Below are 22,916 nucleotides of genomic sequence, written 5' to 3' on the forward strand. Positions count from 1 at the left end.
TCCGGAAAGCCTGGCGCTCCACTACTTAATCTTCTCCTGGTACTCCTTTCTACTCTCTTCCAATGCCCTGTCATACGCCTCCCTGTTTGCAAACAACGCCGGGTTATAAGGAGCATTTTCCTCACGTATCTCATGCAAATCAAACTGACTTGCATGGGCAGCTACCCATATGTCAAATTGAATTTTGGGCATGGTATCCAGGGTGTATTTATAGTCAGCGGCGATCTGCGGGTAGGCAGTCACCTGTGAGAATTTCTTTTCCGTTACAATAGTAGGCATATTTGCCAGCAGTACTTTGTAAGTCTTACTGCTATCTTTCACCTCCATTAAAAAGCTGCAGGAGCCTTTCGTGTGGCCGGGGTGGTGGAGTACCAGCAATTTAGCATCTCCCAAACTAACTACATCCTTATCATGCAGCAGCCTGGAGATTTTAACCGGCCTGAAAGCACTGAACTCGCCGCCCAGGGCATAATCCGTTTTGCCGCCGGACTTCACCACCGATTCATCCGCAGCATCTACCATAAATCTGGCGCCAGTCGCTTCCTGAACGGCGGCCATGGCGCCCAGGTGATCAAAGTGAGCCTGGTTGGTGAGCAGGATTTTGATATCACTAAACCTGAAGCCGAGCGCCTCTATGTTCTTTTTAATAACAGCTGCGGAAGAAGCCAGGCCGGTATTAACCAGTATATGCCCTGAAGGCGTAGTGATCAGGTAGCTGGCAAGATCATAGGTACCTACATAATAAAGGTTACCCACAATACGGAAAGGCTGGTACGCCCTGGTCCACTCTTCACTGTGATTAGTAGGTTCTATCACTTTCTGAGCCAGTACATAGTTGCTCATGCAGGAGCACAGGATAACAGGTATTAATTTTTGAAGGATACGTTGACGCATATATGAAGTCGGGGTGAGCGATAAGTGATTATCCCGCAATATTAATGAATTAAACAATTGGTCCTCAACCCTACTTCGGATTTTGTTTAAACGACAAACTTTTCTCAAAGAATTGCAGCATTTTTCCTTCAATCCTGTCAGCAACATGATTGATATGGTCGCCATCATAAATTTCGAAGGAATGTGCAATGTTGTATTTGCTGAGTACTTCATCCAGTGTTCTGATACTTTCTGCGATGGATCTGTCTTTATCGCCTGCATCAAAACCAATGGACTTCAGTTTCCTGATGTTATAGATGTATTGATCCAAATTATTTAACGGGCGGTTCGCGTCCCATTTATTCAATATTTCCGGTTGTATATTTCCATTTTTTATTGGAAGATCAAGATAGAATGGAGGATTTGCCGGGTTGGGTGACCAGGCCGCCGCGGATGCAAAAAGTGCTTTCGTGAAAAAATCTGCTTTTTGCAGTTGTTCAATCGTCTTGATGCTGTCTGCCCGGAGGAACTGCGTTTCCGCGGCCGTTGCCGGAGAGTTCAGGCAACAGGGACTCAGCAGGTATACCGTTGAAAATACATCAGGGTTCTTTTCCCCGATCCGTAATGCTCCGTAGCCGCCCATGGAGTGGCCGCATAAACCCCTGCTCTCCTTCTGTGCAAGGGTACGGTAGTGGCTATCGATATAATTCACCAGTTCCCGGGCAACAAAGTCTTCCCAATTTCCGGTTGTAACTGAATTGGAATACATACTTCCCTGGAAAAGGGTATAAGCATCAGGAGTAACCACGATCATTTCCTGATCCGGCTTTTGGGAAAACGCAGTATCTAATATAGGAGGCAGTGTCATCCAGTGCTTCTGGAAGCCGTAAAATTTTGCATCATTATCCGTGTAGCCACGCAGGAAGTACACTACAGGATAGTGTTTTTTAGTACCGGACTTGTAGCCGGCGGGTAAATAAACAGAAACGTAGCGGTCTGCACTGTCGCCACTGAGATTTCCTTCCAGCAATGTGCTGTGCACTTTTATCCGCTCCACAGTACCTTTGGCGATTTTTGGTTGCTGTGCCAGGCTTTTTATAGAGTGAGACAACAACAGGAAGACAAAAGCAATAGTGAAGCAGGTTACGTATTTTATCATATCGTTACAATTTTCGTTGGATTACCTATCTCACTCCTCAACATACCGCACCGCAAATTCCACCCAGTCTTCCACAGAACTGTCCATATAAATATCCGGCTGGATACCGATATTGTCTATCGGGTAGTCTGGCAAACGCATGGCCCGGTAGGTGGGAATAAATGCCTCGTAACCCGGGCATCCGAAATCTACCTGATATGCGTTGCCGTAATCCAATGCGCCAGAACTGGGCGTGCCCAATAACTTGACCTTTTTGCTCTGCTTTGCGATAAACAAAAAATATTCTGCCGAACTCCCTGTTCCTTTATCTGCAAGGATAACAATCTGCCGCGGGCTTTTCGCTGCCAGCTCAACCTTTTCTATATAGGCAGGTTTATCTGTACCGCTAAAGTTCACGAATTTACCCAGGTTTTCTTTTAATTTATCTATTTGTTTGTCTATTTGATCTGTTGGGGTATTCTTATCCAGGCTTTTTTTATAGGTTTGAAGGTTCCCGATATAAGTTTGGGTAGAAAGAAATTCTGTCCCGGTGTTCCGTATTGATTTTCCGGAGATGTACGGGAGAAGTTGCTGATAAGCATCTGTTGTGCCTCCCGGATTGCCGCGAAGGTCGATGATCAGGTTTTCGCTGCCCTCAATCTGCATGCGGTGCTGCGAAATCAGCTCCTCAATTTTTTGTAGATGCCGGTATTCAAAACTTGGTAATTTAAGAATCGATGTTCTCGCAGATAATTTTTTGAAATAAAAGCCGGTCAGCTCCGTCAGTTTTTCTTCCAGCTGGGCCGCACTTACCGATGGTGAGGGTACTTCTCTGACCAACGCCATACTTATTGCATCCAGAAACAGGATGCTTTTCTTATGCATGTGGTAGTGCCCTGTTTTTTTGGACCGGTCAAGCATCAGGTATTCAAAAGAACCATCCGGAAACAACCTGAACTTTATATCTCCGGCTTTCCACTGCGTGGATGCTGCGGCGATAATAAACCCGGTGTATTCATTTCTACTCCCCTTTTTAATCCCAATCTTATACCCCTCTGTGGACCACACCCCCTCCAGCGTATCCCGCGTGAGCTTAATTTTTTCCCGGAAATCCGGAATATCGATCACGAGGGATGCTGCTAAACCACTGCTGCCGGAGGAAAAGGGAGAACCATTTGAACCTACCCATAAATGGGGATCTTTAAAGAAATCGGTATACTTTTTTAGTATTTTTTCGCAGGCGCTGCTATCTGCGTTTTTTGCCTCCCTGGTCAGATGCTGTTTTAATTCTTCGTAGGATGATCCGTCCTTAGTCTTTACCCCAAAACCCGGGTATTCGGCTTCCACTTTCTTCATCAGTTTTTCCAACGTCACTGCGCAGTTGCAGCCAGTTTGCTGCGCGTACATGGAAAGGGAAAACATATTGAACGCAAGGCAAAGCAATAATCTTTTCATGTTAATGTTTATTTATCGGGCTGCAAATATAGCCTTGCCGCCTTATTCAACGCCACCTGCGGGAACTATTTCTTTATAAGCTCCACTCTCCTGTTTTTCGCTTTACCCTCCTCTGAACCATTGTCAGCAATTGGCTGCGCTGAACCAAATCCTTCAGAACTTAAGCGTGACTTGTCTATACCGGATGAACTTAACGCCTCCAGCACCGCCTTGGCCCTGTCTTTCGACAACTGCAGGTTATGTGCATCATTACCGGTGTTGTCTGTATAACCATTGATGGCCACTTTCAATCCGGGGGTTGCTTTTAATGCCTTTGTAATTTCCGCCACCGCATCATTCCCTTCGGGCTTCAGGGTGGATTTATCTGTATCGAAGTTGATATATAGAATTGCTTTCCCTTTTTCGTTCAGGTCTTTAGTTATTTCATCCGCTTTCAGCATGGTGATAGTTTGCTTAAACCCTTCCTGCTGCAATATATTCAGCTTGCCCTGGGCGGAGGTGCCGGACAGCTGGATAAAAATATTGCTTCCATTGGTTCTGCGAATGATATAAGTTTTGATTTGGTCCTCCGTATAACCGATAGAACCGTCCTCCCCTAAGTAAGAAGCGCCCGGGCTGTAGCGGTCATATTCTTCTTTCGAAATTGATCCGTCAAATATCTTCACGCCGCCGGCAGCTTTGATGGCTTCATCATAACTCTTTTCAAAAAAAGAAAGGGACCACTCACCCTGTTTTATTTCGCTAACATTACTTTTCCATATGCGACCTTCCAGCGGTACCATTTTACCGTCTATGGCGAAGAAGAGACGGTCAAACTTACGCTCAACAGGTTTGTTCATGGTCTCTAAACCTTCCGGCAAAGTAAAAAAGGGGAAAGCACCTAATTCTTTTTCTGATACCGGTATGGCATCAACGTTAAAGGTGGCGGGTGCGGTGGCCGATTTATTCTCCGTCGTTGCAATAACATCGGTCTTTGGGATAGAATCAGCGGTGCCTGCCTGTTGCTTGCCCTTATTATTGCAAGCGCACACAAAAGCCAAATAAGAAATGCCGAAGAACAATACACGAATTCTCATAATAGTATTTTTATTAAAAAAAGATTTGTTACCAGCCGGTATATCATCAGCCAGCGTGGGTTTAAACCAAATTTAAATATCAGGAGAAAAATCCGGATTGCCTATTACTTCTTTGCCGGTAATCAAAAAATACCTGGAAATCAGGAGAAAAACGGCTTCGCAGTAACAGCAAAGGTATTACCGGCAGAGATTGCATAGGCATTGATATGCGTACGATGTAATGAAAGTGCAATCCTCTGTTTAAAATTTTTTTGGTAATATCGCACACTGCAACGTTAACAATGAACGTTTATCGCTGGCAAGAAGCAAGGAAATTTATGGTGCAAAGTGTGAAAGTGAGTCTTTTTATTTTATGGTTGTTCTGTAGCTTCCCGGGGGCCGCGCAAACCCTGAAGGATACAGCTAAAAAAGAACAAAAGACCGTTTATCTTTTTAGTGGTATAGGTGCCGATTCAAGTATATTCATGAATCTGAAACTTCCGGGATACCATAAAGTTTACATCAACTGGATCCCCGCGTTACCCAAAGAATCGATAACGCAGTACGCAGGCAGGATAAAGAGCCAGATCACGGTTGAAAATCCGTATATCATCGGGCTTTCTTTTGGAGGCATTGTAGCGGTGGAAGTATCCAAACAAATATCAGTAAAAAAAATGGTACTCATCTCTTCTGTCGAGACAAAAGATGAGTTGAATAAAATACAGTTCTTTTTCATGAAGCTGGGTTTATACCGGCTTATTCCAGGTGTATTAATCAGGCGGACCAATTTTCTTACCTATCGTTATTTTGGCGCCCGGTCCCCAAATGATAAAAAGGAACTGACAAAATTATTGCAGGATACAAATGTGTTGTTTTTTCGCTGGGCACTGAGAGGCATTGCTTATTGGAATAATAAAGAAACACCTGAAAGAACCATTCAAATACATGGCACAGCCGACAGGGTAATCGCCAGCAGGTTTGTGCATCCCGACTATCGTATCAAAGGCGGCGGACATCTCATGGTTTTTAATCAGGCGGATACAATCAGCAAAATTATCCTGAATTATTTTCGTTAGTGGCGCCTGTGATCACTTTTTGGCAAGCCTTACCCGGAACGTTCTCATAGAGGTGCGTACTCCGTCCGCTTCGATTTGACCATTTACAATTAAGTGTTCCAGCCTTGAGCTGACAAACCCGTCTCCAAGGCTATTGCGGGGATCACTAAACCCTATCGTTTGCCCTATTACCCGGACGGCGGGCTTCCAGCGTTTATCACAATGTGACAATAGCAGGTTATCATGTGCGGAAAGTTCCCGGAACTGCAACACGCCATTTTCATCGCATTCCCTCAACAATTCAGGACGGGATGCGATATCCTCAAATTCACGGGCCAGTTTGCTGCGTGCCGCAGCAGGCAACAGTACCGCCTGATTGATCAGCGGCGCCAGCTCCTCAAAGGAATATACTGCCATACTGTGGTAGCCCACTATGGGAGGCGCCTGCACCAGCATAACGTTTACAGGTATACGCTCCAGCCAATGGCAAGCCATTCTTATAAACACATAATCGTTACCGTCACTGCCTGCCCATATGACCAGCCTGTCTGCCGGCTGCGCCAGCAAACGGGCCTGTAATTCCCGCCAGCGGGCAAACGAATCGCTGTCACCGCCCCAAAAGTTGCCGTTTTCTTTATTAAAGTTCAGGCTGCGCAGGAATGCCATTCGCTTTGCTCCATCATCCAGCGGGCCGGTGCCGGGAATCTCATTGAAAGCAAATACTTCTCCTGTCAGCGTACGCTTTTTGACCGCCCAGCTAAGTATGCCGCCCCCGCTCAGGGACGAGACGATGTGTACATCCGCCATATAGATTTTTTTAACAGGAAGTGATCTGGTAAAATAAGCGTATATCCGGCAAACTTTCCGTCATTCGTCAACTTTTTTCCTGCATTACAAAAACCAGTGGGCGGCAGCCTTTTGTAGTTCGTTATAATCCGGTTCGTTGTCCGAAGCCCAGGCAACAATACCATCGGGGCGTATCAGTATGGCGCTTATACCTAACTGGTCTTTTGCTTTGCCTGCAACATACCTGATCCGGTTGCTGTACTTTTCTGTCCAGGCTTTGAGTGCATCACTCCTATCAAAATCAAGCAATATCCCCTGGCCATCATGCATCAGGTCCCCTATTCCTGTGCCGTCTCCGAATGCAAAGTTGGGAACACTGTAGCCTGTCAGCGGATGCGCTTCACCGAGATTATAGCGGGTAAAAATGCCCCATACTCTTCCCGCAATATAAGTGGCGCCATCGCGTGTATTTATCAAGTCACGGAAAATTGCATGCAGCGCGCGGGCATGAGGATCTGGCCGCATAATGGCCACCTGGGCGCGTGACCAGTCCAGCACCTGTGCGCCAATGGGATGCCGTTCCGTATAATAGCTGTCCAGCAAGCCTTCCGGCGCTTTATCCTGGATGGTAGCGGCGAGCTTCCATCCAAGGTTCATGGCATCTCCCAGCCCGAGATTTAGTCCCTGGCCTCCCAATGGCGAGTGAATATGCGCGGCATCACCGGCCAAAAGTACCCGTCCGTTGCGGTAGGCAGTGGCTTGCCGCGCCCTGTCAGTCCAGGTGGTGGCGAAATGCAGCGCGCTGATGGTAACATCGGTATCAGAGATGCGGCGCAACACCTCCTGAATGTGCTCCAGCGTAATTGGTTTCCCCGCATCATGAAATGCTCCGCCATCAAAATCCTGGATCATCAGGTAGCCAGGCTGCGATTGGAGGTACATGCCTTTTGCGGTCATGTTACGGCCAGGATTGAGTTGCTGGGGATCGGCAATATCCACTTTGGCAGAGTAGCCGGTAAATTCCGGCTCCGTACCTGCGAATTCAAAACCGCCCGCCTTGCGGACAACACTGCGGCTTCCATCGCAGCCCACCAGCCATTTGCATTGAAACGACCGGTCACCTGCCAGCACTGTTACGTCATCGTTAGTTTGATGAAAGCCAGTAACGCCTAGCCCCCGCCTGATGATTACCCCCAGGGATACCGCGCGGCGGGTCAGCACTGTTTCAAGTTCGTACATTTCAGAAATTAAACTGGTCTCCGTCGAACCTGGCAGGCGATATTTCCATTGGGACCTGTCAATATCACCATCGTGGAATGGAATGCCGGCGAAGTGCCCGGCCTGACGGCGTGGCCCCTGTACCGCGTTTGAATGAGGACTTTTAAGCCGTTTATGTATTTCAAATTCTTTCAGTAACCCACGACGGTAAAGCGCTTCAATAGTAGGCGCCGATAGCCCGCGTATCCCGAAAGGAAGTTGCTTCAATAAAGAATCCGGAGTCTCCGCCTTTTCCAGTACCAGGACAGAACATTTGGCCAGGGCCAGTTCACAGGCGAGGAACAGGCCCACAGGCCCTGCGCCGGAAATGATTACATCGTAAATAGTATGATTTTGTGCGGGTTCCTGGCTTACAAGTGTAGCGTTCATATAGCATAATTGAAGCACAAAATTCCGGAATGCCTGCTCGTCAGGCTTGTATAAACGCGACAAAATCGCCGGCAACAGCCAGCTTTCTTTTCTTTGTTCTCCGTGCAAATGCCGCCGGTGTAGTGCCGCTGTAGCGCTTGAACTCCCTGCTTAGATGAGCCTGGTCTGTATAGCCAACCTCATGAGCCAGACCGGCAAGGTTGGTATCCGGGTAAAGCCATAACTGGTTTCGTACTTGCTCGAAGCGCATCACACCAGACACGTCTTTCACAGTATGACCAGAAGATTGCTTGAACTTTCGTTCCAATGTACGAACCGTAGCATGAGCCGCCGCCGCTATCCCGCTTACCGGTATAGCACCATTTGCCTCTCTCATAGCTACTCCCGCTTTGAATAGCATACTGTCTGCAGCAACCTGCGACCCTGCATCCAGGAAATACTGTTTTACATGAGCCAGCGCTTCATCCATCTTCTCCCCCTCCATACATTTACTCAATGTGGATTGAAGGCGCGCGATCGGATGCTCAAAGATGTTCGCGCCTTTCTTATCGGACGGCAGTCCGAGCAAATCGAATACGGTCCAGGGAAAGCACCTGATACCGATAACTTCCAGGCAGTTTTTCGCGTTTAAAATAACAGGCTGGTTAAGCAACCCCATTATAAATGGCGATGGCAATGGTTGCAAACCACCATGGTGGGAAATGTGACAGTCGCCTCCGAAATGAAAAACAATTTCAGCGTAACCATCCGGTAGTATCTCGAAATCCGATGGCAATTCCCCGAAGTCTACCCTGGTATACCAAAAGCACTTTATAGCGTGTTGCAGCTCTTCAGGAGGATCAAATTCCTGGTGCTGCATTTTGAAAGATAGCATATCCGGGGTGTTTGTTTAACAGTCAATTTGCCTGGGTTTTTACGCGGTAAAAATACAACAAAATAAAGAGGATAGGATTTCCCTTGCTTAATCAATTATTACAACCAGGTACTTACGGTTTTCGCTGCCTGTTTAATTTCTTTTTCAGCAGATGCCCTTTCCACATCCAAAGGCCACTTAATGCAACTACTGGCAGAAACACCCATCGCACCGCGTTTGCGGCGGGTGGGTTGGCGGCTACCGGTCCATAAATATATCCCAGGATGGGAATGCTGAGTATAATATGTAACCAGCGGATTATTTTACGTTCTGTGGCTGCTTTCATAAAAAATGCTTGTTACACAAAAGTAGCCCGCCATCCTGTAGCCACTTATGGGGAGTCGACATGCCGGGGAAATGTGGCGATAAAACGGGTGATACTCATTATTATATCCTGCTCTGCGAAGCAAAAGCAGGCGAACTTACTAAAAAGCCTCATAGAGCTATAGCTCTATGAGGCTTTTTACCACCTGATTTAAGTCCTGCCTGCTGAACGGTAGCCTCATACTGGCAGATCCTTTTTTGTTAAACCTTCTTTTGCTTGCTATTGCTGTCTTTTTCAGATGGCGGCTGGTCTTCCAGCAACGTCGCCTTTTTCTCGATGGCTTTCTTTATCTCCGGGTCATCCGATGTAACACCGGAATTGAAGTTACCTCCCAGTGAGGTTTTATCCCCGGTATCTTTTCCCGGAACTCCCTTTGAAGTGTTTTTGTTTTCTGTGTTCTTGCTTTCCATAAAAAAGATTTTTATTTACTAATACCTCATCAATGCTGCAACAGGGCTTTCAGCCGGCATCTCGTCTTTTTCGAGCAAGAATACCTGGCCGCCATTGGCGATGGTTTTAATTACCGCCATATTGAGCAGGTCTTCATTGTTGCCAGTCATGCTGTCATCAACATGCAGTTCATTTTTCATTTCATCAAATGCTCCCCATGCCTGCGTGTTATTCGCCACAAACAGTGTATCTATCTGCCCATAATAAGCAGCAGGAACTATATCTGCAATGATAGAAGAAGTGCGGCCTGTAGCGGATTGATTGGCGTACCGGTCCTTTACTTTCTGCAGTTCCTGGTTAAAGTATGGTTGCAATACAGTGCGTGCCTGTTTGTACAAAGCAGGGGTATCATCGTATTCATGATTACCAGTGAGCGCTTCAGGATACACATATGTATATCGCGAAACAGAACGGTATACTCTAATCAGCTCCTCTGCGCCTGCCAGCAAAAGCGGTATATGCTGATCATGTAATACTTCCCTGAAAAGAATGTCGTCTATTGCTTTCAGATACGCTGTGATATTTGTATCGCTGGCGCCGCCAATACCCTGATAATTGGTATCACCATTGGTAGTATCCGGGTCCACGGGAAGGTTGGTGGCCGTGCTGTCTGGGAGCCCGGTTACAGGTATCGTATTCATGCCCGTTGCATCTGCTTTGAAAAGCCGGGCGGTATGTTTACTGATCACAAGTACATAAAAATCTTCTGTTGCCGGCATCACCTGTACCAGGGGAGATAGCTGGAAAGAAGTATTTACCACTAATTGTTCTGCCGGTGATACAGACATTTTAACATACCCTGAGAAGCCGGGTGCAAAGAACATGGCCAGTCCGGCTGACTGGCTTCGCCAGAAGTCATCATCATACATCAGTGTATACCCGGGGCCGAGCAGCTTGTCAGTTTCGGGCTGTTTCAGACCTTTCTCCTGTAATATTTTCTGTGTCTCCTGCAACTTATTTTTAAAAAGAACCGCATCTGATAAATCATTCACTGCAGCGCCATATTCATGTGTGGGAATATAAACTGATACACAATATTCTCCGGAGATAGCAGCCAGATGATTGAAGGCTTCCTTCGTGAATACACCAGGCAGCTCTTCCGGAGGACTGGCTTCCACCTGTGCCGCAGGGAAACGGTTACGTACGTTATCTTCCTGTTCCTTTTCATGGTCAGGCTTACCGCTTGTCCGGGTACCATATCCCCTGGATGTATTTGCTTTTGAAGTATTCCTGTTCGGATGTAATACATGTACATTATCCGACAGCTCATCCGGGCCGTCGGTGTATTTATCTGTTATTTCCTCGTATTCATCCATTCTTTCGGGAGGCGTAGCCTGTGCTCCAAGTCCCTCTTCTTTGTTTGCGCCGGAGGGTTTTCCCTTGCCGGGATGGAAAGTTCCGTTTCTATCTTTTCCCATAAAATTATTTTTTACAAAGTTCAACAATGATTGCTCACATGCTATTTTTCATCCACAGCAACTGTACCAATAATCTCTGTCGCCGGCCGCTGCAATAACGCCGGTTATACCGGTACGCCGCGTAAAGGAACGGCATACCAGTCATACTCCTACATTTCCATGAAGCCGGCAAAAGGGAAGATGAAAAGAAGATGAAAAAGAGATGTAGAGAATTTACCGCGTATTGATTTCTTTTGAGGAAGGAATTTTACGTCAGATGCTTTCCTGGATCCACCACTGATGCGACCGGTCTGGTGCAAACACTACTTCTTAATCTCCTGCAAAAACTGGGTAGGCGTTTTCCCGAATTCCTTCTTAAATGCCTTCGTAAAATACGACTGTGTTTGAATACCCACGCGGTACATTACGTCCGAGAGCGGTACATCCTCGTGTGTCATAATATAAACGGCCCTTCTCAAGCGGGTAGTCCGTATAAATTCCACAATATTCTGACTCGTAATGTGCTTTATTTTCTCATAAAGTTTTGTCCTGCTCATGCCTATTTCAGCGCATAGAACGTCTACATCAAACTCGGGATTGATCATCTGGGATTCAATAATACCAAGCAGCTTATCCATAAACTCCTTGTCCTGGGTAGAATGTACCAGTTCTTTTGCTTCTATATGATAATCCTGTATATAGCGTTCTTTCAGCTTCTGCTTCTGAACAAAAATATTACGGACAGTAAGTAGTAACAGGTCGATACTAACCGGCTTTGAAAAATAAAAATCCGCCCCGGAGCCAACGCCTTCTATTCTAGATTCGATCGCATCTTTGGCAGTAAGCATGATAAACGGAATATGGCTGGTTTCAACATCTTCCTTTATCAATTTACAAAATTCAATCCCGTTCAGACGGGGCATCATTACATCACTTATAATCAATGAAGGAAATATCTCCTTTGCCAGCTCAAGGCCTGAAGCGCCGTCAATAGCTTCAGATACCTTATAAAATGGGTGCAGTGAATCTTTCAGGAACTTCCTTAATTCATTATTATCTTCTACCAATAAAATATGTTCGCCTTGCAAGGCTGGTACAGGTAAGTGCTCGGGGCGGTCGTCCAGCAATAACTGTGGTTCGAATTTTTGCTGAACGCTTTCCAGGGCAATTACGCCTTCCGGCACATTCCCCTCTGTCTTCTCCCCGCTGGAATAATTTTCTGCTGCTGATGGCAACGCTATGATAATTTCTGTTCCCTGGTTCCGTTCACTATATACATACACATCTCCTTTATGGAGAGTGGTTAAACTTTTTACAAAAGCCAATCCAACACCCGATCCGAGATGTGATTGCGTGATGCGGTAATATCTTTCAAAAAGATGTTTGATAGATTCTTTTGAGATACCAATGCCGTTATCCTTTACCCTTATATAGAAGTAATCTTTTGCCCGGAACTCATTTTTGAGGATCAGCTCATTGCTGAAGGAAGGTTGAAATCCGCTGAGGGAGGTAAATATATCGATCGTTATCTTCCCCCGTTCTTCTGTATACTTAAAGGAGTTGTTCAGCAGGTTTAAAATAATCTTTTCCAATATTTGTTTATCAAACCAGGGAGTTAAATGCGTATCTGTAGTTGGAAAAGTAAATTCAATCTGCTTCTGCAGCGCCAGGTCTTCAAATTCTTCTGCCACGGTTTGTACAAATCCACTCAGGTTATGCGGAGAAACTTTTAATTTCAGCACGCCCGCTTCCACTTTTCTAAAGTCCATCAGTTCATTTATCAGGCCTATCATACGAAGCGCATTTCTATGTATGGAACGATAGTAATGGGAAAATTCGGGATGGGAATGGCTTTGTCTTAATTTCTCTACAGGCCCCAGGATCAATGATAAAGGTGTACGCAGCTCATGGGAGATGTTGGTGAAAAGCTGCAGCTGCACCTGGTGCATTTCTTCCTTCTTTTTCTCTTCTAATTTATTGAGTTCAAACTTTCGCCGCTGTTTCAGGGCAAAATAAACGAGGTACATCACCAGGCATCCCAGCAGGAGTAAAAACCACCATGTTTTCCAGAATGGAGGAGTGATAATAATCGTTATCGCGGTACCTGCTTCGTTCCACTTGCCATCATTGTTGGAGGCTTTCACCCTGAAAGTATACTCACCCGGATCCAAATTGGTATAAGATGCTTTCCTTTCAGTGCCTACCAGGTTCCAGTCGTTATCCAGTCCTTCGAGCTTGTAGGCGTACTGGTTATTCTGTGCGGCGGTATAATTTAACGCAGCAAAACTGAAGGAAAAATCCGACTGCTTATAAGAAAGGGTAATCTCCCGGGTGGCGGTGATGTCATTTAGCAGCGGAGTGCCTTTCTGCCCGGCGGCCACCTTTCTGTTGGATATCTGGAAACCGGTAATGTATACTTTGGGAACGAATGTATTTACTTTGATACTATCAGGATAGAATGAATTAAATCCATTAATACCACCGAAATACATTTTGTTGTCACTGGCTTTCAGGTAAGCATTCGCCTCAAATTCGCCGCCCTGCAGGTTATCTCCTATATTATATCTTTTATGTTGACCCGTTTCCGGGTTAAACTTCAACAGTCCGTTAGATGTGGAAATCCAGAAATTACCTTTATTATCTTCCGTTATTCCTTTGATAAACTCCCGCGAAAGACCAGCCTTACCGGTAAAAATTTTAAAGGTGTCATTCTTCTCATCAAAAAGATATAACCCCGCCTGCCCTATCCATAACCGTCCTTTGCTGTCATTGAATATCACCCGAAGGTCGGGCACCTTTTCCTCACTTTTAAAATAACAGGTAAATTTCCGGTTTTTAATATGATAGCAGTTCAATCCGCCATCGTCCGTACCAATCCAGATATTATGGTGAATGTCTTCATCGATGGATACAATATTATTGCCGGATAAGCTATTTTTTCCTCCGGGAGCTGTTGTTATCCTGCGGAATTTCCCGGTGGCCCGGTCAAATAAATTCAATCCGCCGTAATAAGTGGCGACCCATAAATTGCCATTGCTGTCCTCAAATGTTTTTTGCACATAGTTAGAACTGATGGATTGCCTGTTGTCCGGATCATTTACATACCTCCTGAAGGTGCCGCTTTTCCGGTCCAGCAGGTTTAAGCCGCCGCCCCAGGTGCCCACCCATAAATTCCCTTTGCTATCTTCCGTAATATGTAAGACGGCATCAGAACCTATGCTTGCCGGCATATACGGATTATACCGGTAACGGGTAAACGTATTTGTCCGGGGGTTAAACCGGTTTAAGCCACCGCCATCGGTACCTATCCATATATAACCTTCTTTGTCTTCATAAAATGCTTTTACATCATTATAACTTAAAGAAGAAGCGTTGTTTTCCTGCCGGTATAATTTGAACTTATCCGTACCGGGGGTGTACAGGTTAACACCGCCCCGATGGGTACCCACCCATAAATTGCCCTGGTTGTCTTCAAAAAGCGCGGAAACGGTTCGTTGCGACAAGCTGTTCGGATTATCGGGTTCATTCTGGTAATGATAAAAAGAGCCATTGGCCGGGTTGAACAGATCCAGTCCCCCATTAATGCTGCCTACCCATAGATTCCCGGTGGGAGTGCTCAGTATTATTTTTATCTGGTCGTTCGACAAACTCAGGCTGTTTGTTTCACTGTGCCGGTATCCCTTAAAGGTTTTCCGGGAGGGATCAAAAAGATAAAGTCCCTTGTCCTGTGTACCCAGCCAAAGATTTCCGGCAGTATCTTCCTGGATAACCTTCACAGTATTTTCGCCTGCGTTGCCGTCCCTGCTTCCGGATGGATAGAAAATTTCAAATGTTTTGTTCTCCGGATTGAACCGGTTCAACCCATTATCAGTACCAATCCATATATTATCTTTTTTATCCCGGTAAAGATAATTGACCCGGTTATCGCTGATGCTACCCGGCTGGCCGGAATGTAAAATATGACTGAAGGTATTTGAAGCCCGGTTATACAGGTTAAGCCCTTCGGTAGTGGCTACCAGGATCACGCCGTCGCGTTGTTCCAATACACAGTTCACCATATTGTTACTGAGGCCGCCGGCCTCCTGGGCACGATGGGTAAATCTCCTGAAGGTATTTTTAACCGGATCAAAAAGATTTAACCCATTATTCGTAGCCACCCACAGTTTGTGGTCACTGTCTTCACATATATAACGGATATAGCTGTCGCTGATGCTGCTGGCATCACTGCGGTCGTTCCGGTATACCACCATTTCATAGCCGTCGTACCGGTTTAATCCGTCGCGCGTACCAAACCATATAAATCCCCGGCTATCCTGGAATATTGTTTCAATGGTGCTGTTTGAAAGCCCTTCCTCCTGGGTAATATGTTTGAAGGAGAGTCTTGGTTGTTGCGCAAAAGAAAACAGCGGAACCAATGAAAGTGTCATGGCAGCCACGTGGAATAATAAAAAATGGGAGATATATTTTTTTAGAGACACCAGGCGCTTTTTAAAAAATCCTTAAACGAATCATCAACCAATTTAGATAAAATCGGGAAATATAGCTGCCTCCCCCTCCTGAATACCTGCTGATATTAACAAAAGACAGATTGAAACAAATGTTAGATGATTTGAACAAGCCTCCGGAAGCGAATTGCAATAAATTGCTTCCCAGCTAATTATGTACGACTTGAAGCTTAGAGTCACTTTATAAATTCCCAGCATATGAATAAACTACGACAAACGCATCGTTCCGCGTGGAGGGTTAGTTATGTAAGACTATTTTGCCAGACCGCGGCGCCCTTAGCCTTCGCCATCGTTTCATCCATGCCTGCGATGGCTGCTTACAGCGGTAACAACATCCGGATCACCTACCGGATAAAAGCCGACATCCCGGTAAAGGGAAAGATCACAGACAAAGCCAACGGAGATGCCCTGCCCGGCGTTTCAGTAAAAGTGAAGGGAAGCAGCGTTGGGGCGGTAACAGATGCCAACGGGAACTTTTCTTTAAATGCACCGGAAAACGGAACGCTGGTTATCAGCTATATTGGTTATACCACTATGGAAGTGCCGGTAAATAACAGGAATACCCTTCGTATTGCCCTGGAAAACCCCGCCACCGCATTAGGCGAAGTAGTAGTGGTAGGTTACGGAACCACCAGCAAAAAGGATATTACAGGATCAGTGGTATCTATAAAAACTAAAGACCTGCCACAGGTGGCCAACACTTCTATTAATAACCTGTTGCAGGGGCAAGCAGCCGGCCTTAATTTAAGTGTGCGGAGCGCCCAGCCGGGCGGCGGCCTTTCTGTGAACATCCGGGGCGCCATTTCTCCGAGAGGTAGCAACGCCCCGTTGTATGTAATCGACGGAGTGCCTATATTAAATAACGCCTCGCCCGTTCCTTCCATCGCCGATGGCGATCTTGGTTTTTACGGCGGAGTGGACCAGGACCCGTTAAGCAGCATCAACCCTTCAGATATTGAATCCGTAGACGTATTGAAAGATGCCAGCGCTACGGCCATTTATGGTTCTGCTGCTGCCAATGGCGTTATACTTATTACCACCAAAAAGGCAAAAGCCGGACAGGCGATAACGGAATACCGGGGCAGCTACACGATACAGTCGCCCAAACCCTACCTCGATTTTTTAGACGCGGGTAACTTTATGCAACAACAGGTCCGTTTGGCCCGGGATAAGTATTTATATGATAACAACCTGGCCCCTTATGGCAACACAGACCCCTCCTCCGTTCCGGCATTCAATCCCATGTTTTCGGATGCAGACATCAGCAAAGCCGGCGCAGGCACAGACTGGCTGGACCTGTTAATGAGACAGGGCAGTATTAATGAACATAATATTTCCGTGTCCGGCGGTACCGAAAAAACGAAGGTATACGCCTCTTTTAACCTGTATGATAATAAAGCGCTGCTGGAAAACTCCCGCTACAAGCGGTACACCGGGAGGGTAAACCTCGAACAGCAAATCAGCAGCCGGGTAAAATTCAACCTGAATTTAACGCTAAGCCAGGTTAACAGCGACAATGCAGCAACAGGATCTAATGCAGGAGGCCCCGAAAAATACAACCAACTGCAAGCCGCCTACACTTTTGCGCCTAATATTGGTATTTATGATGAATCGGGAAATTATACCAAAAGCTACGACCGCCTCATTACCAATCCCGCTGCATTTTCCATTATCCGGAACCAGACCAGCCTCAAACGGCTGTTGGCTGCCCCAACCCTGGAAATAAAGATCCTGGATAATTTAAAACTGACTGCAGTAGCAGGTATCGATAAACAAAGCTCCGATCTGAAATTTTACCTGCCACGAAAAGCTCAGAACGCGCAATTGCCAGAAGGAATGGCGCAACTGGCCACTAATAATATTGGTAACTATACCGCAGAATCTTATTTAACTTTCAACAAGTCATTTAAGAAAAGCGATCTCGCGGTAGTGGCAGGAGCCGGATACTACAAAAGTATGTCAGATAACTTTGGTCTCCAGGCAGTAGGTTTTTTCACAGATGCTTTTAGTTTTAATAATGTAGGCGTTGCCAGCAATAAAGAAAAGAGTTTCCAGAACTCTTTCAGGGCGCCTGACCGCATCAAAGTTTCCCAGTTCTTCCGGGTAAATTACAGTTACGATAATAAGTATATTCTTACTTTAACAGGGCGTAACGACGGATCCAGCTACTTTGCCGACAATCATAAATTCGGTTTCTTCCCCGGACTTTCAGCCGCATGGCGCATCAGTGAAGAGCCTTTCCTCAAAAACCCGGGCTTTATTTCCAACCTCAAGCTTCGCGCGGGATATGGTACCTCCGGTAATGAAAGCATCCTTGGCACCAATGCCTTATCACTGTATGGAACGGGCTCCCCATTTTTAATAGGCTCCACTTATTACACAGGCATTGCCATTACACAGATTGCCAATCCCGATCTCACCTGGGAAACAGACAAAACAATCAATCTCGGTCTTGATTTTGGATTTTTCAACGACCGGCTTACAGGAGCGCTCGACGTGTTCCGGAAGGAAGCAAAGGATCTGCTGGATTACAACCCGCTGCCATCCAACAATGCCGTAAGCCAGGTGGCGGCAAATGTAGGATCCACCCGCAGCGACGGCATCGAGCTATCGTTGAACTCCCGTAATACTACCGGTGCATTTAAATGGAATACTTCTTTTAATATCTCCCAATATAAAAATTACTGGATAGAAAGAAATCCTGTTATTGCGCTTTCTCCTTTCATCGGCGCCAAAGATCCGATCCGCGAAATATACGGCTGGAAAACGGATGGTATTATCAAAAGCGCCGCTGATGCTCCTGTCTATATGCCCAATGCACGGCCAGGAAATATCAGGTATACAGATGTAAACAACGATGGTAACCTGGATATCAATGACGTGGTGAAACTCGGCAACAGGGATCCGAAATTTTCTATCGGACTGGGTAACACTTTTTCCTATAAAAATTTTGACCTGAATGTATTTGTTTACGGCAACTTCGGAGGATATCTTTTCAACAGCTATTCGGGGTTTTATGATCCCGCACAAATAAACGGCAGCAACGCACACAATACACTTACCGGTATCAAAGGAGTTTGGTCTGCTGACAATACCAACGGGATATATCCCGGTTATGCCAGTAATCCCTACAGTGGCAATAATCCCACCACCACAAATGATTTCTACCTGCAAAAGGTGAATTTCCTTCGGTTAAGGAATATCACATTAGGTTACAAGCTGCCTGATAACCTTACCCGGTCCACCCGGTTTATACGGAATGCCCGGTTGTTCTTCGACATGCAGAATATTGCGGTACTCACCAAGTACAAGGGATATGATCCCGAGGTTACAGAAGTGAATCCTTATCCGCAAGCATTATCTGCCACTTTTGGCGTAAACCTGACCTTTTAATATCCACATCATGAAAATATTCATTTCAAACTGCTGCAAACTTTCGCTGCATCAACTGGCACTGATAGGCCTGATCATACTTTTACCGCTCTCCGGGTGTAAAAAAATGCTGGAATCAGACATCTATTCCCAGCTGGCGCCGGAAAATTTCTTTCAAACAGAAGGAGATGCGAATGTTGCGCTCATTACGCTTTACAATCCCTTCACCTCCAACTGGGGCAACGCTGATCCCGGCGCCGGCAGCTGGTATGGTGCGCTGTATAACGCTGATATCAAATCTTACTTCATCCGCAGCCTGATGACAACAGATGAATTACAAACCGATTGGGATGCCAATTTAACCAACTTTACCTTCGGACCCTCCACCTGGGTGGATGCCAACGATCCCACCTATCCCAAGATCAGGTACGTAGCCAAAGCTACCGACGTAATTAATAATATAGAAAAATCAACGCTTGACGCAGGCATTAAAAGAAAATATATCGCAGAAGCAAAAGTGCTGAGAGCCTGGCTGATGTATGTGCTATATGATTTTTACGGCCCTGTAAATGCCAAAACTGATCCGGCAACACTGGCAGATAATACCATCACACCCAGGCCGGACGCCACAACTTATTCCGCTCAGATTGAAGCGGATCTGACTGCCGCCCTGCCCGACCTGTCCGACAAATACAACAGTGATGCCACCAACTGGGGAAGGGTTTCCAAAGGCGTTGCACGCATGCTGCTGCTGAAATTATATATGCACAATAAAGAATGGAACAAGGCGGAAGCAACCGCCAAAGAAATAATGACCATGAATTATTCGCTGGAAGATAATTATGCAGATATATTCAAAAAGAAAGCAGGCAAGGAACTCATTTATGCTGTGCCTACCAATGATGCCTCTCCTAACTACTGGATCCAGGAAGTACTTCCCGGCGACTTCAAACAGGCAGGAAGCATCCAGAGAGCCCCGGGCTGGGGAGGATATTATATGCCCTGGAGCTTTTACAATAAATATGAAACCAACGACACCAGGAAAACAACGATCATAGACCACTATACTAAAAGCGATGGTACGGAAGCCAACAAAAGTAATGGATTAAGAGGAGCCATTCCGCTGAAATATACCAGCATCCAGGGCGACGGACCTGGTTATGCCATTGATGTGGTAGTGTTCAGATATGCAGAAGTACTGCTGGCCATAGCCGAAGCCATCAATGAACAAAGAGGACCAGGCGAAGCATACCAATATGTAAACCAGGTGCGGGCCAGGGCAGGCGTTCCCAATTTTACAGGCTTAACACAGGCAGGTATGCGTACCGCCTTGCTGGATGAACGTGGCAGGGAACTCTATGGCGAAGGCGTGAGACGCCAGGACCTGGTACGAAACGGCTCCCTGATAACTAACGCCCTGGCAAGAGGAAAAACAAACGCCAGGCCATACCAGGTGTTATTTCCCATCCCATCTGCGGTGATCATCGAAGGAAAGGGAATCATTAAACAAAACGACGGGTATCCGCAATAACCATCTAACCCATGACTACATTTATGCAAAACCGGTTCATCTTTCTTTTCATCTTACTAATTATTATTAACAGTTTACAAGCACAAAACACACACCCTGCGAATAAAATTAATTTCAACGGAAAATGGGAGTTTGTGAAGAATGTGGATAGTATGGAAATAGCTGCATCCCTTTCCGGTAATACTGGTCATAAAATTTTATGGGAGAAAGTTTCACTGCCCCATACACCACGGATTGAACCTGTGGAGAAGAAAGAGGAGCAATGGCAGGGCACCTGTTATTACCGGAAAAACTTCCGGGTGGCTGCTGCCGTCAGGGGAAAACACATCGCATTGCAATTTGATGCAGCCATGCACGAAGCAGATATTTATCTGAATGGAACGCATGTATATCGCCATGCAGGAGGATATCTTCCTATCTATATTGATATTTCTGATAACGTCAGGTTTGATGGAGAGAATATCGTAGTCGTTAAATTAAATAATCAAAACAATCCCGCTATTCCGCCGGGAAAATCAATTAAAGACCTTGATTTTAATTACTATGGCGGCATTTACCGCAATGCCTGGCTGATCATCAAAGATAAACTGCACATTGCCGATGCGGTGGAAGCGAACAGGGAATCCGGCGGCGGCGTGATGTTGCATTACGAAAACGTTAGCAACAGCCGGGCAACATTAATGATAAAAACAGAATTGCGGAACGATTACCGCCGGCCACAAAATGCACAGGTGAATTTAATTTTAACAGATGAAAAAGGAGTGGAAGTTGGTCGCGTTTTATCTGGTGTAAAAAATGTAATCAGTAAAGGATATGTTTCTTTTAACGGGCAGGTGGCTATCAAAAATCCCGCGCTATGGTCACCAGAACATCCTTCGCTATACCAGCTTACTGTGCAGGTATTGCAGCAGGGCAAAGTTGTGGACGAAGAGCAAATCAGTACCGGTGTTAAAACCTTCCGGTTTGAAGCAGGTAGTTTTACCTTGAACGGGCAGCCATTTTTCCTTCGTGGCACTAACCGCCACCAGGAGTATCCTTATATTGGCTATGCACTTCCGGATAATGCGCAATTCCGCGATGCCTATAAAATCAGGGCAGCCGGATTTAATTTTGTGCGTTGCTCCCACTACCCTCCTTCCCCCGCTTTTTTAGATGCCTGTGACAGATTAGGAATACTGGTGATGAACTCAATTCCCGGCTGGCAATTTTTTGGTAATGAGGAATTTCAGCAAAACAGCTATCAGAATATCAGGGATCTCATTCACCGCGACAGAAACCATGCCTCCATCATTCTATGGGAAGCGTCCCTGAATGAAACCAATATGAGTATGGAGTACATGCAGCAGTCCCACGATATTGTACATAAGGAACTGCCTTTCACAGACGTGTATACCTGCGGATGGATGGACGATGTGTACGATGTGTTTATTCCTGCAAGGCAACATGCCAGGGCGCCGGACTACTGGAAAAAATACACCCGGAAGCCAATACTGATTGCTGAGTATGGCGATTGGGAATACTATGCACAAAATGCGGGGTTTAATCAAAAAGAATATAAAGATCTGAAAGAAGGAGAAAGAACTTCCCGGCAACTGCGGGAAGCTGGTGAAAAGGCATTGCTGCAACAGGCACTCAATTTCCAGGAAGCCCATAACGACAATCTTGCCGGAACAGCCGTAGGCGATGCTAACTGGCTTTTGTTCGACTACAAACGCGGATACGCGCCGGACATAGAATCGTCCGGGATCTCCGATATCTTCCGTTTACCGAAATTCTCTTATTATTTTTATCAAAGCCAGTACCGGACACCGGAAAACACGAACAGCGATTTTGGCAAGCCGATGATCTTTATTGCCAGCTATTGGAATAATCCCTCCGTAACAACAGTCAGGGTTTTCAGTAACTGCGATGAAGCGGCTCTTTTGCTGAACGGGAAGCTGATAGCGCGTCAAAAGCCCGATCAGAACTCCTTCTCGGGAAAATTGCCCCATCCGCCGTTCACCTTCCTGGTAAACAAATTTGAACCCGGAACATTAACAGCGATCGGATACAACAACGGAAAAGAAGCGATCAGCACTACACAAAGAACGCCGGCAAAAGCCAGCAGCATCAGTATGGATGTTGATACGACCGGGAAGCCGCTTCAATCCGGCCAATCGGATATCGTTTTCCTTTACGCGCGTATTACGGATGAAAATGGCGTACTGGTGCCCGATGCAAAAAATGTCATTCAATTCACGGTTACTGGTAATGCAGTATTAATTGGCAGCAACCCGGTAAAGGCGGAAGCAGGCATTGCCACTATCTTGCTGAAAGCAGGAGATCTTACCGGAAAAGTTGTTGTTACTGCCTCTTCGGAAAATCTGAAAGAAGGAACGATAAAAGTGACCATCAAATAACACTTAAATTTCAGC

The 22,916-nt window shown here is 45.9% G+C and carries 15 protein-coding genes; 4 read left to right on the forward strand and 11 right to left on the reverse strand.

Going from position 1 to position 22,916, the window contains the following annotated elements:
• Positions 1–21: 21 nt before the first annotated feature.
• From bla to QFZ48_RS00900, 4 genes are all read right to left on the reverse strand, one after another.
• Positions 22–894, reverse strand: a complete 873-nt coding sequence (gene bla / locus QFZ48_RS00885; RefSeq protein ID WP_429060699.1) for a subclass B3 metallo-beta-lactamase — start codon at positions 892–894, stop codon at positions 22–24.
• A gap of 70 nt (positions 895–964) precedes the next feature.
• Positions 965–2,032: an alpha/beta hydrolase gene (locus tag QFZ48_RS00890; RefSeq protein WP_429060700.1), complete on the reverse strand. Its 1,068-nt coding sequence runs from the start codon at positions 2,030–2,032 to the stop codon at positions 965–967.
• A gap of 30 nt (positions 2,033–2,062) precedes the next feature.
• Entirely contained in the window at positions 2,063–3,466 is a 1,404-nt protein-coding gene (locus QFZ48_RS00895) for a S41 family peptidase (protein WP_429046458.1), read from the reverse strand.
• Between the two features lie 65 nt (positions 3,467–3,531).
• Positions 3,532–4,542 (reverse strand): OmpA family protein, encoded by a 1,011-nt coding sequence (locus QFZ48_RS00900; RefSeq protein WP_429060701.1) that lies wholly within the window; start codon positions 4,540–4,542, stop codon positions 3,532–3,534.
• Positions 4,543–5,006: 464 nt separating this feature from the next.
• Between QFZ48_RS00900 and QFZ48_RS00905 the strand changes: the two genes are divergently transcribed.
• Positions 5,007–5,597 (forward strand): alpha/beta hydrolase, encoded by a 591-nt coding sequence (locus QFZ48_RS00905; protein WP_429060703.1) that lies wholly within the window; start codon positions 5,007–5,009, stop codon positions 5,595–5,597.
• A gap of 12 nt (positions 5,598–5,609) precedes the next feature.
• Here the strand turns inward: QFZ48_RS00905 and QFZ48_RS00910 are convergent, their stop codons facing one another.
• The 7 genes from QFZ48_RS00910 to QFZ48_RS00940 all read right to left on the reverse strand — a co-directional run bounded on the left by QFZ48_RS00910 (position 5,610) and on the right by QFZ48_RS00940 (position 15,572).
• Entirely contained in the window at positions 5,610–6,383 is a 774-nt protein-coding gene (locus QFZ48_RS00910; RefSeq protein ID WP_429060705.1) for a DUF3658 domain-containing protein, read from the reverse strand.
• Positions 6,384–6,467: 84 nt separating this feature from the next.
• Positions 6,468–8,009: an FAD-dependent monooxygenase gene (locus tag QFZ48_RS00915; protein WP_429060706.1), complete on the reverse strand. Its 1,542-nt coding sequence runs from the start codon at positions 8,007–8,009 to the stop codon at positions 6,468–6,470.
• Positions 8,010–8,049: 40 nt separating this feature from the next.
• On the reverse strand, positions 8,050–8,883 hold the full coding sequence (locus tag QFZ48_RS00920) for an AraC family transcriptional regulator (RefSeq protein ID WP_429060708.1): 834 nt from the start codon (positions 8,881–8,883) through the stop codon (positions 8,050–8,052).
• A 112-nt stretch (positions 8,884–8,995) separates the two neighbouring features.
• Positions 8,996–9,208 (reverse strand): hypothetical protein, encoded by a 213-nt coding sequence (locus QFZ48_RS00925; protein ID WP_429046450.1) that lies wholly within the window; start codon positions 9,206–9,208, stop codon positions 8,996–8,998.
• Between the two features lie 239 nt (positions 9,209–9,447).
• A complete protein-coding gene (locus QFZ48_RS00930; RefSeq protein WP_429046449.1) occupies positions 9,448–9,657 on the reverse strand; it encodes a hypothetical protein in 210 nt (69 codons plus the stop codon).
• An 18-nt stretch (positions 9,658–9,675) separates the two neighbouring features.
• Positions 9,676–11,115 carry a hypothetical protein gene (locus QFZ48_RS00935; protein ID WP_429060709.1) on the reverse strand — a complete coding sequence of 480 codons (1,440 nt, stop codon included), beginning with the start codon at positions 11,113–11,115 and terminating at the stop codon, positions 9,676–9,678.
• A 302-nt stretch (positions 11,116–11,417) separates the two neighbouring features.
• The gene (locus tag QFZ48_RS00940) at positions 11,418–15,572 is read right to left on the reverse strand and encodes a two-component regulator propeller domain-containing protein (protein ID WP_429060711.1); all 4,155 of its coding nucleotides are present in this window, start codon (positions 15,570–15,572) and stop codon (positions 11,418–11,420) included.
• Positions 15,573–15,797: 225 nt separating this feature from the next.
• Here QFZ48_RS00940 and QFZ48_RS00945 point away from each other — a divergent pair, with 225 nt between their 5' ends.
• From QFZ48_RS00945 to QFZ48_RS00955, 3 genes are read left to right on the forward strand one after another with little or no spacing between them, the layout of a single operon-like run.
• Complete coding sequence (locus tag QFZ48_RS00945) at positions 15,798–18,992, forward strand: SusC/RagA family TonB-linked outer membrane protein (RefSeq protein WP_429060712.1); 3,195 nt, start codon at positions 15,798–15,800, stop codon at positions 18,990–18,992.
• Positions 18,993–19,002: 10 nt separating this feature from the next.
• On the forward strand, positions 19,003–20,502 hold the full coding sequence (locus tag QFZ48_RS00950) for a RagB/SusD family nutrient uptake outer membrane protein (RefSeq protein WP_429060714.1): 1,500 nt from the start codon (positions 19,003–19,005) through the stop codon (positions 20,500–20,502).
• Positions 20,503–20,513: 11 nt separating this feature from the next.
• Positions 20,514–22,901 carry a glycoside hydrolase family 2 protein gene (locus QFZ48_RS00955; protein ID WP_429060716.1) on the forward strand — a complete coding sequence of 796 codons (2,388 nt, stop codon included), beginning with the start codon at positions 20,514–20,516 and terminating at the stop codon, positions 22,899–22,901.
• Positions 22,902–22,916 lie beyond the last annotated feature (15 nt).

The sequence above is a fragment of the Chitinophaga sp. W2I13 genome (assembly GCF_050434005.1).
GTDB lineage: Bacteria > Bacteroidota > Bacteroidia > Chitinophagales > Chitinophagaceae > Chitinophaga.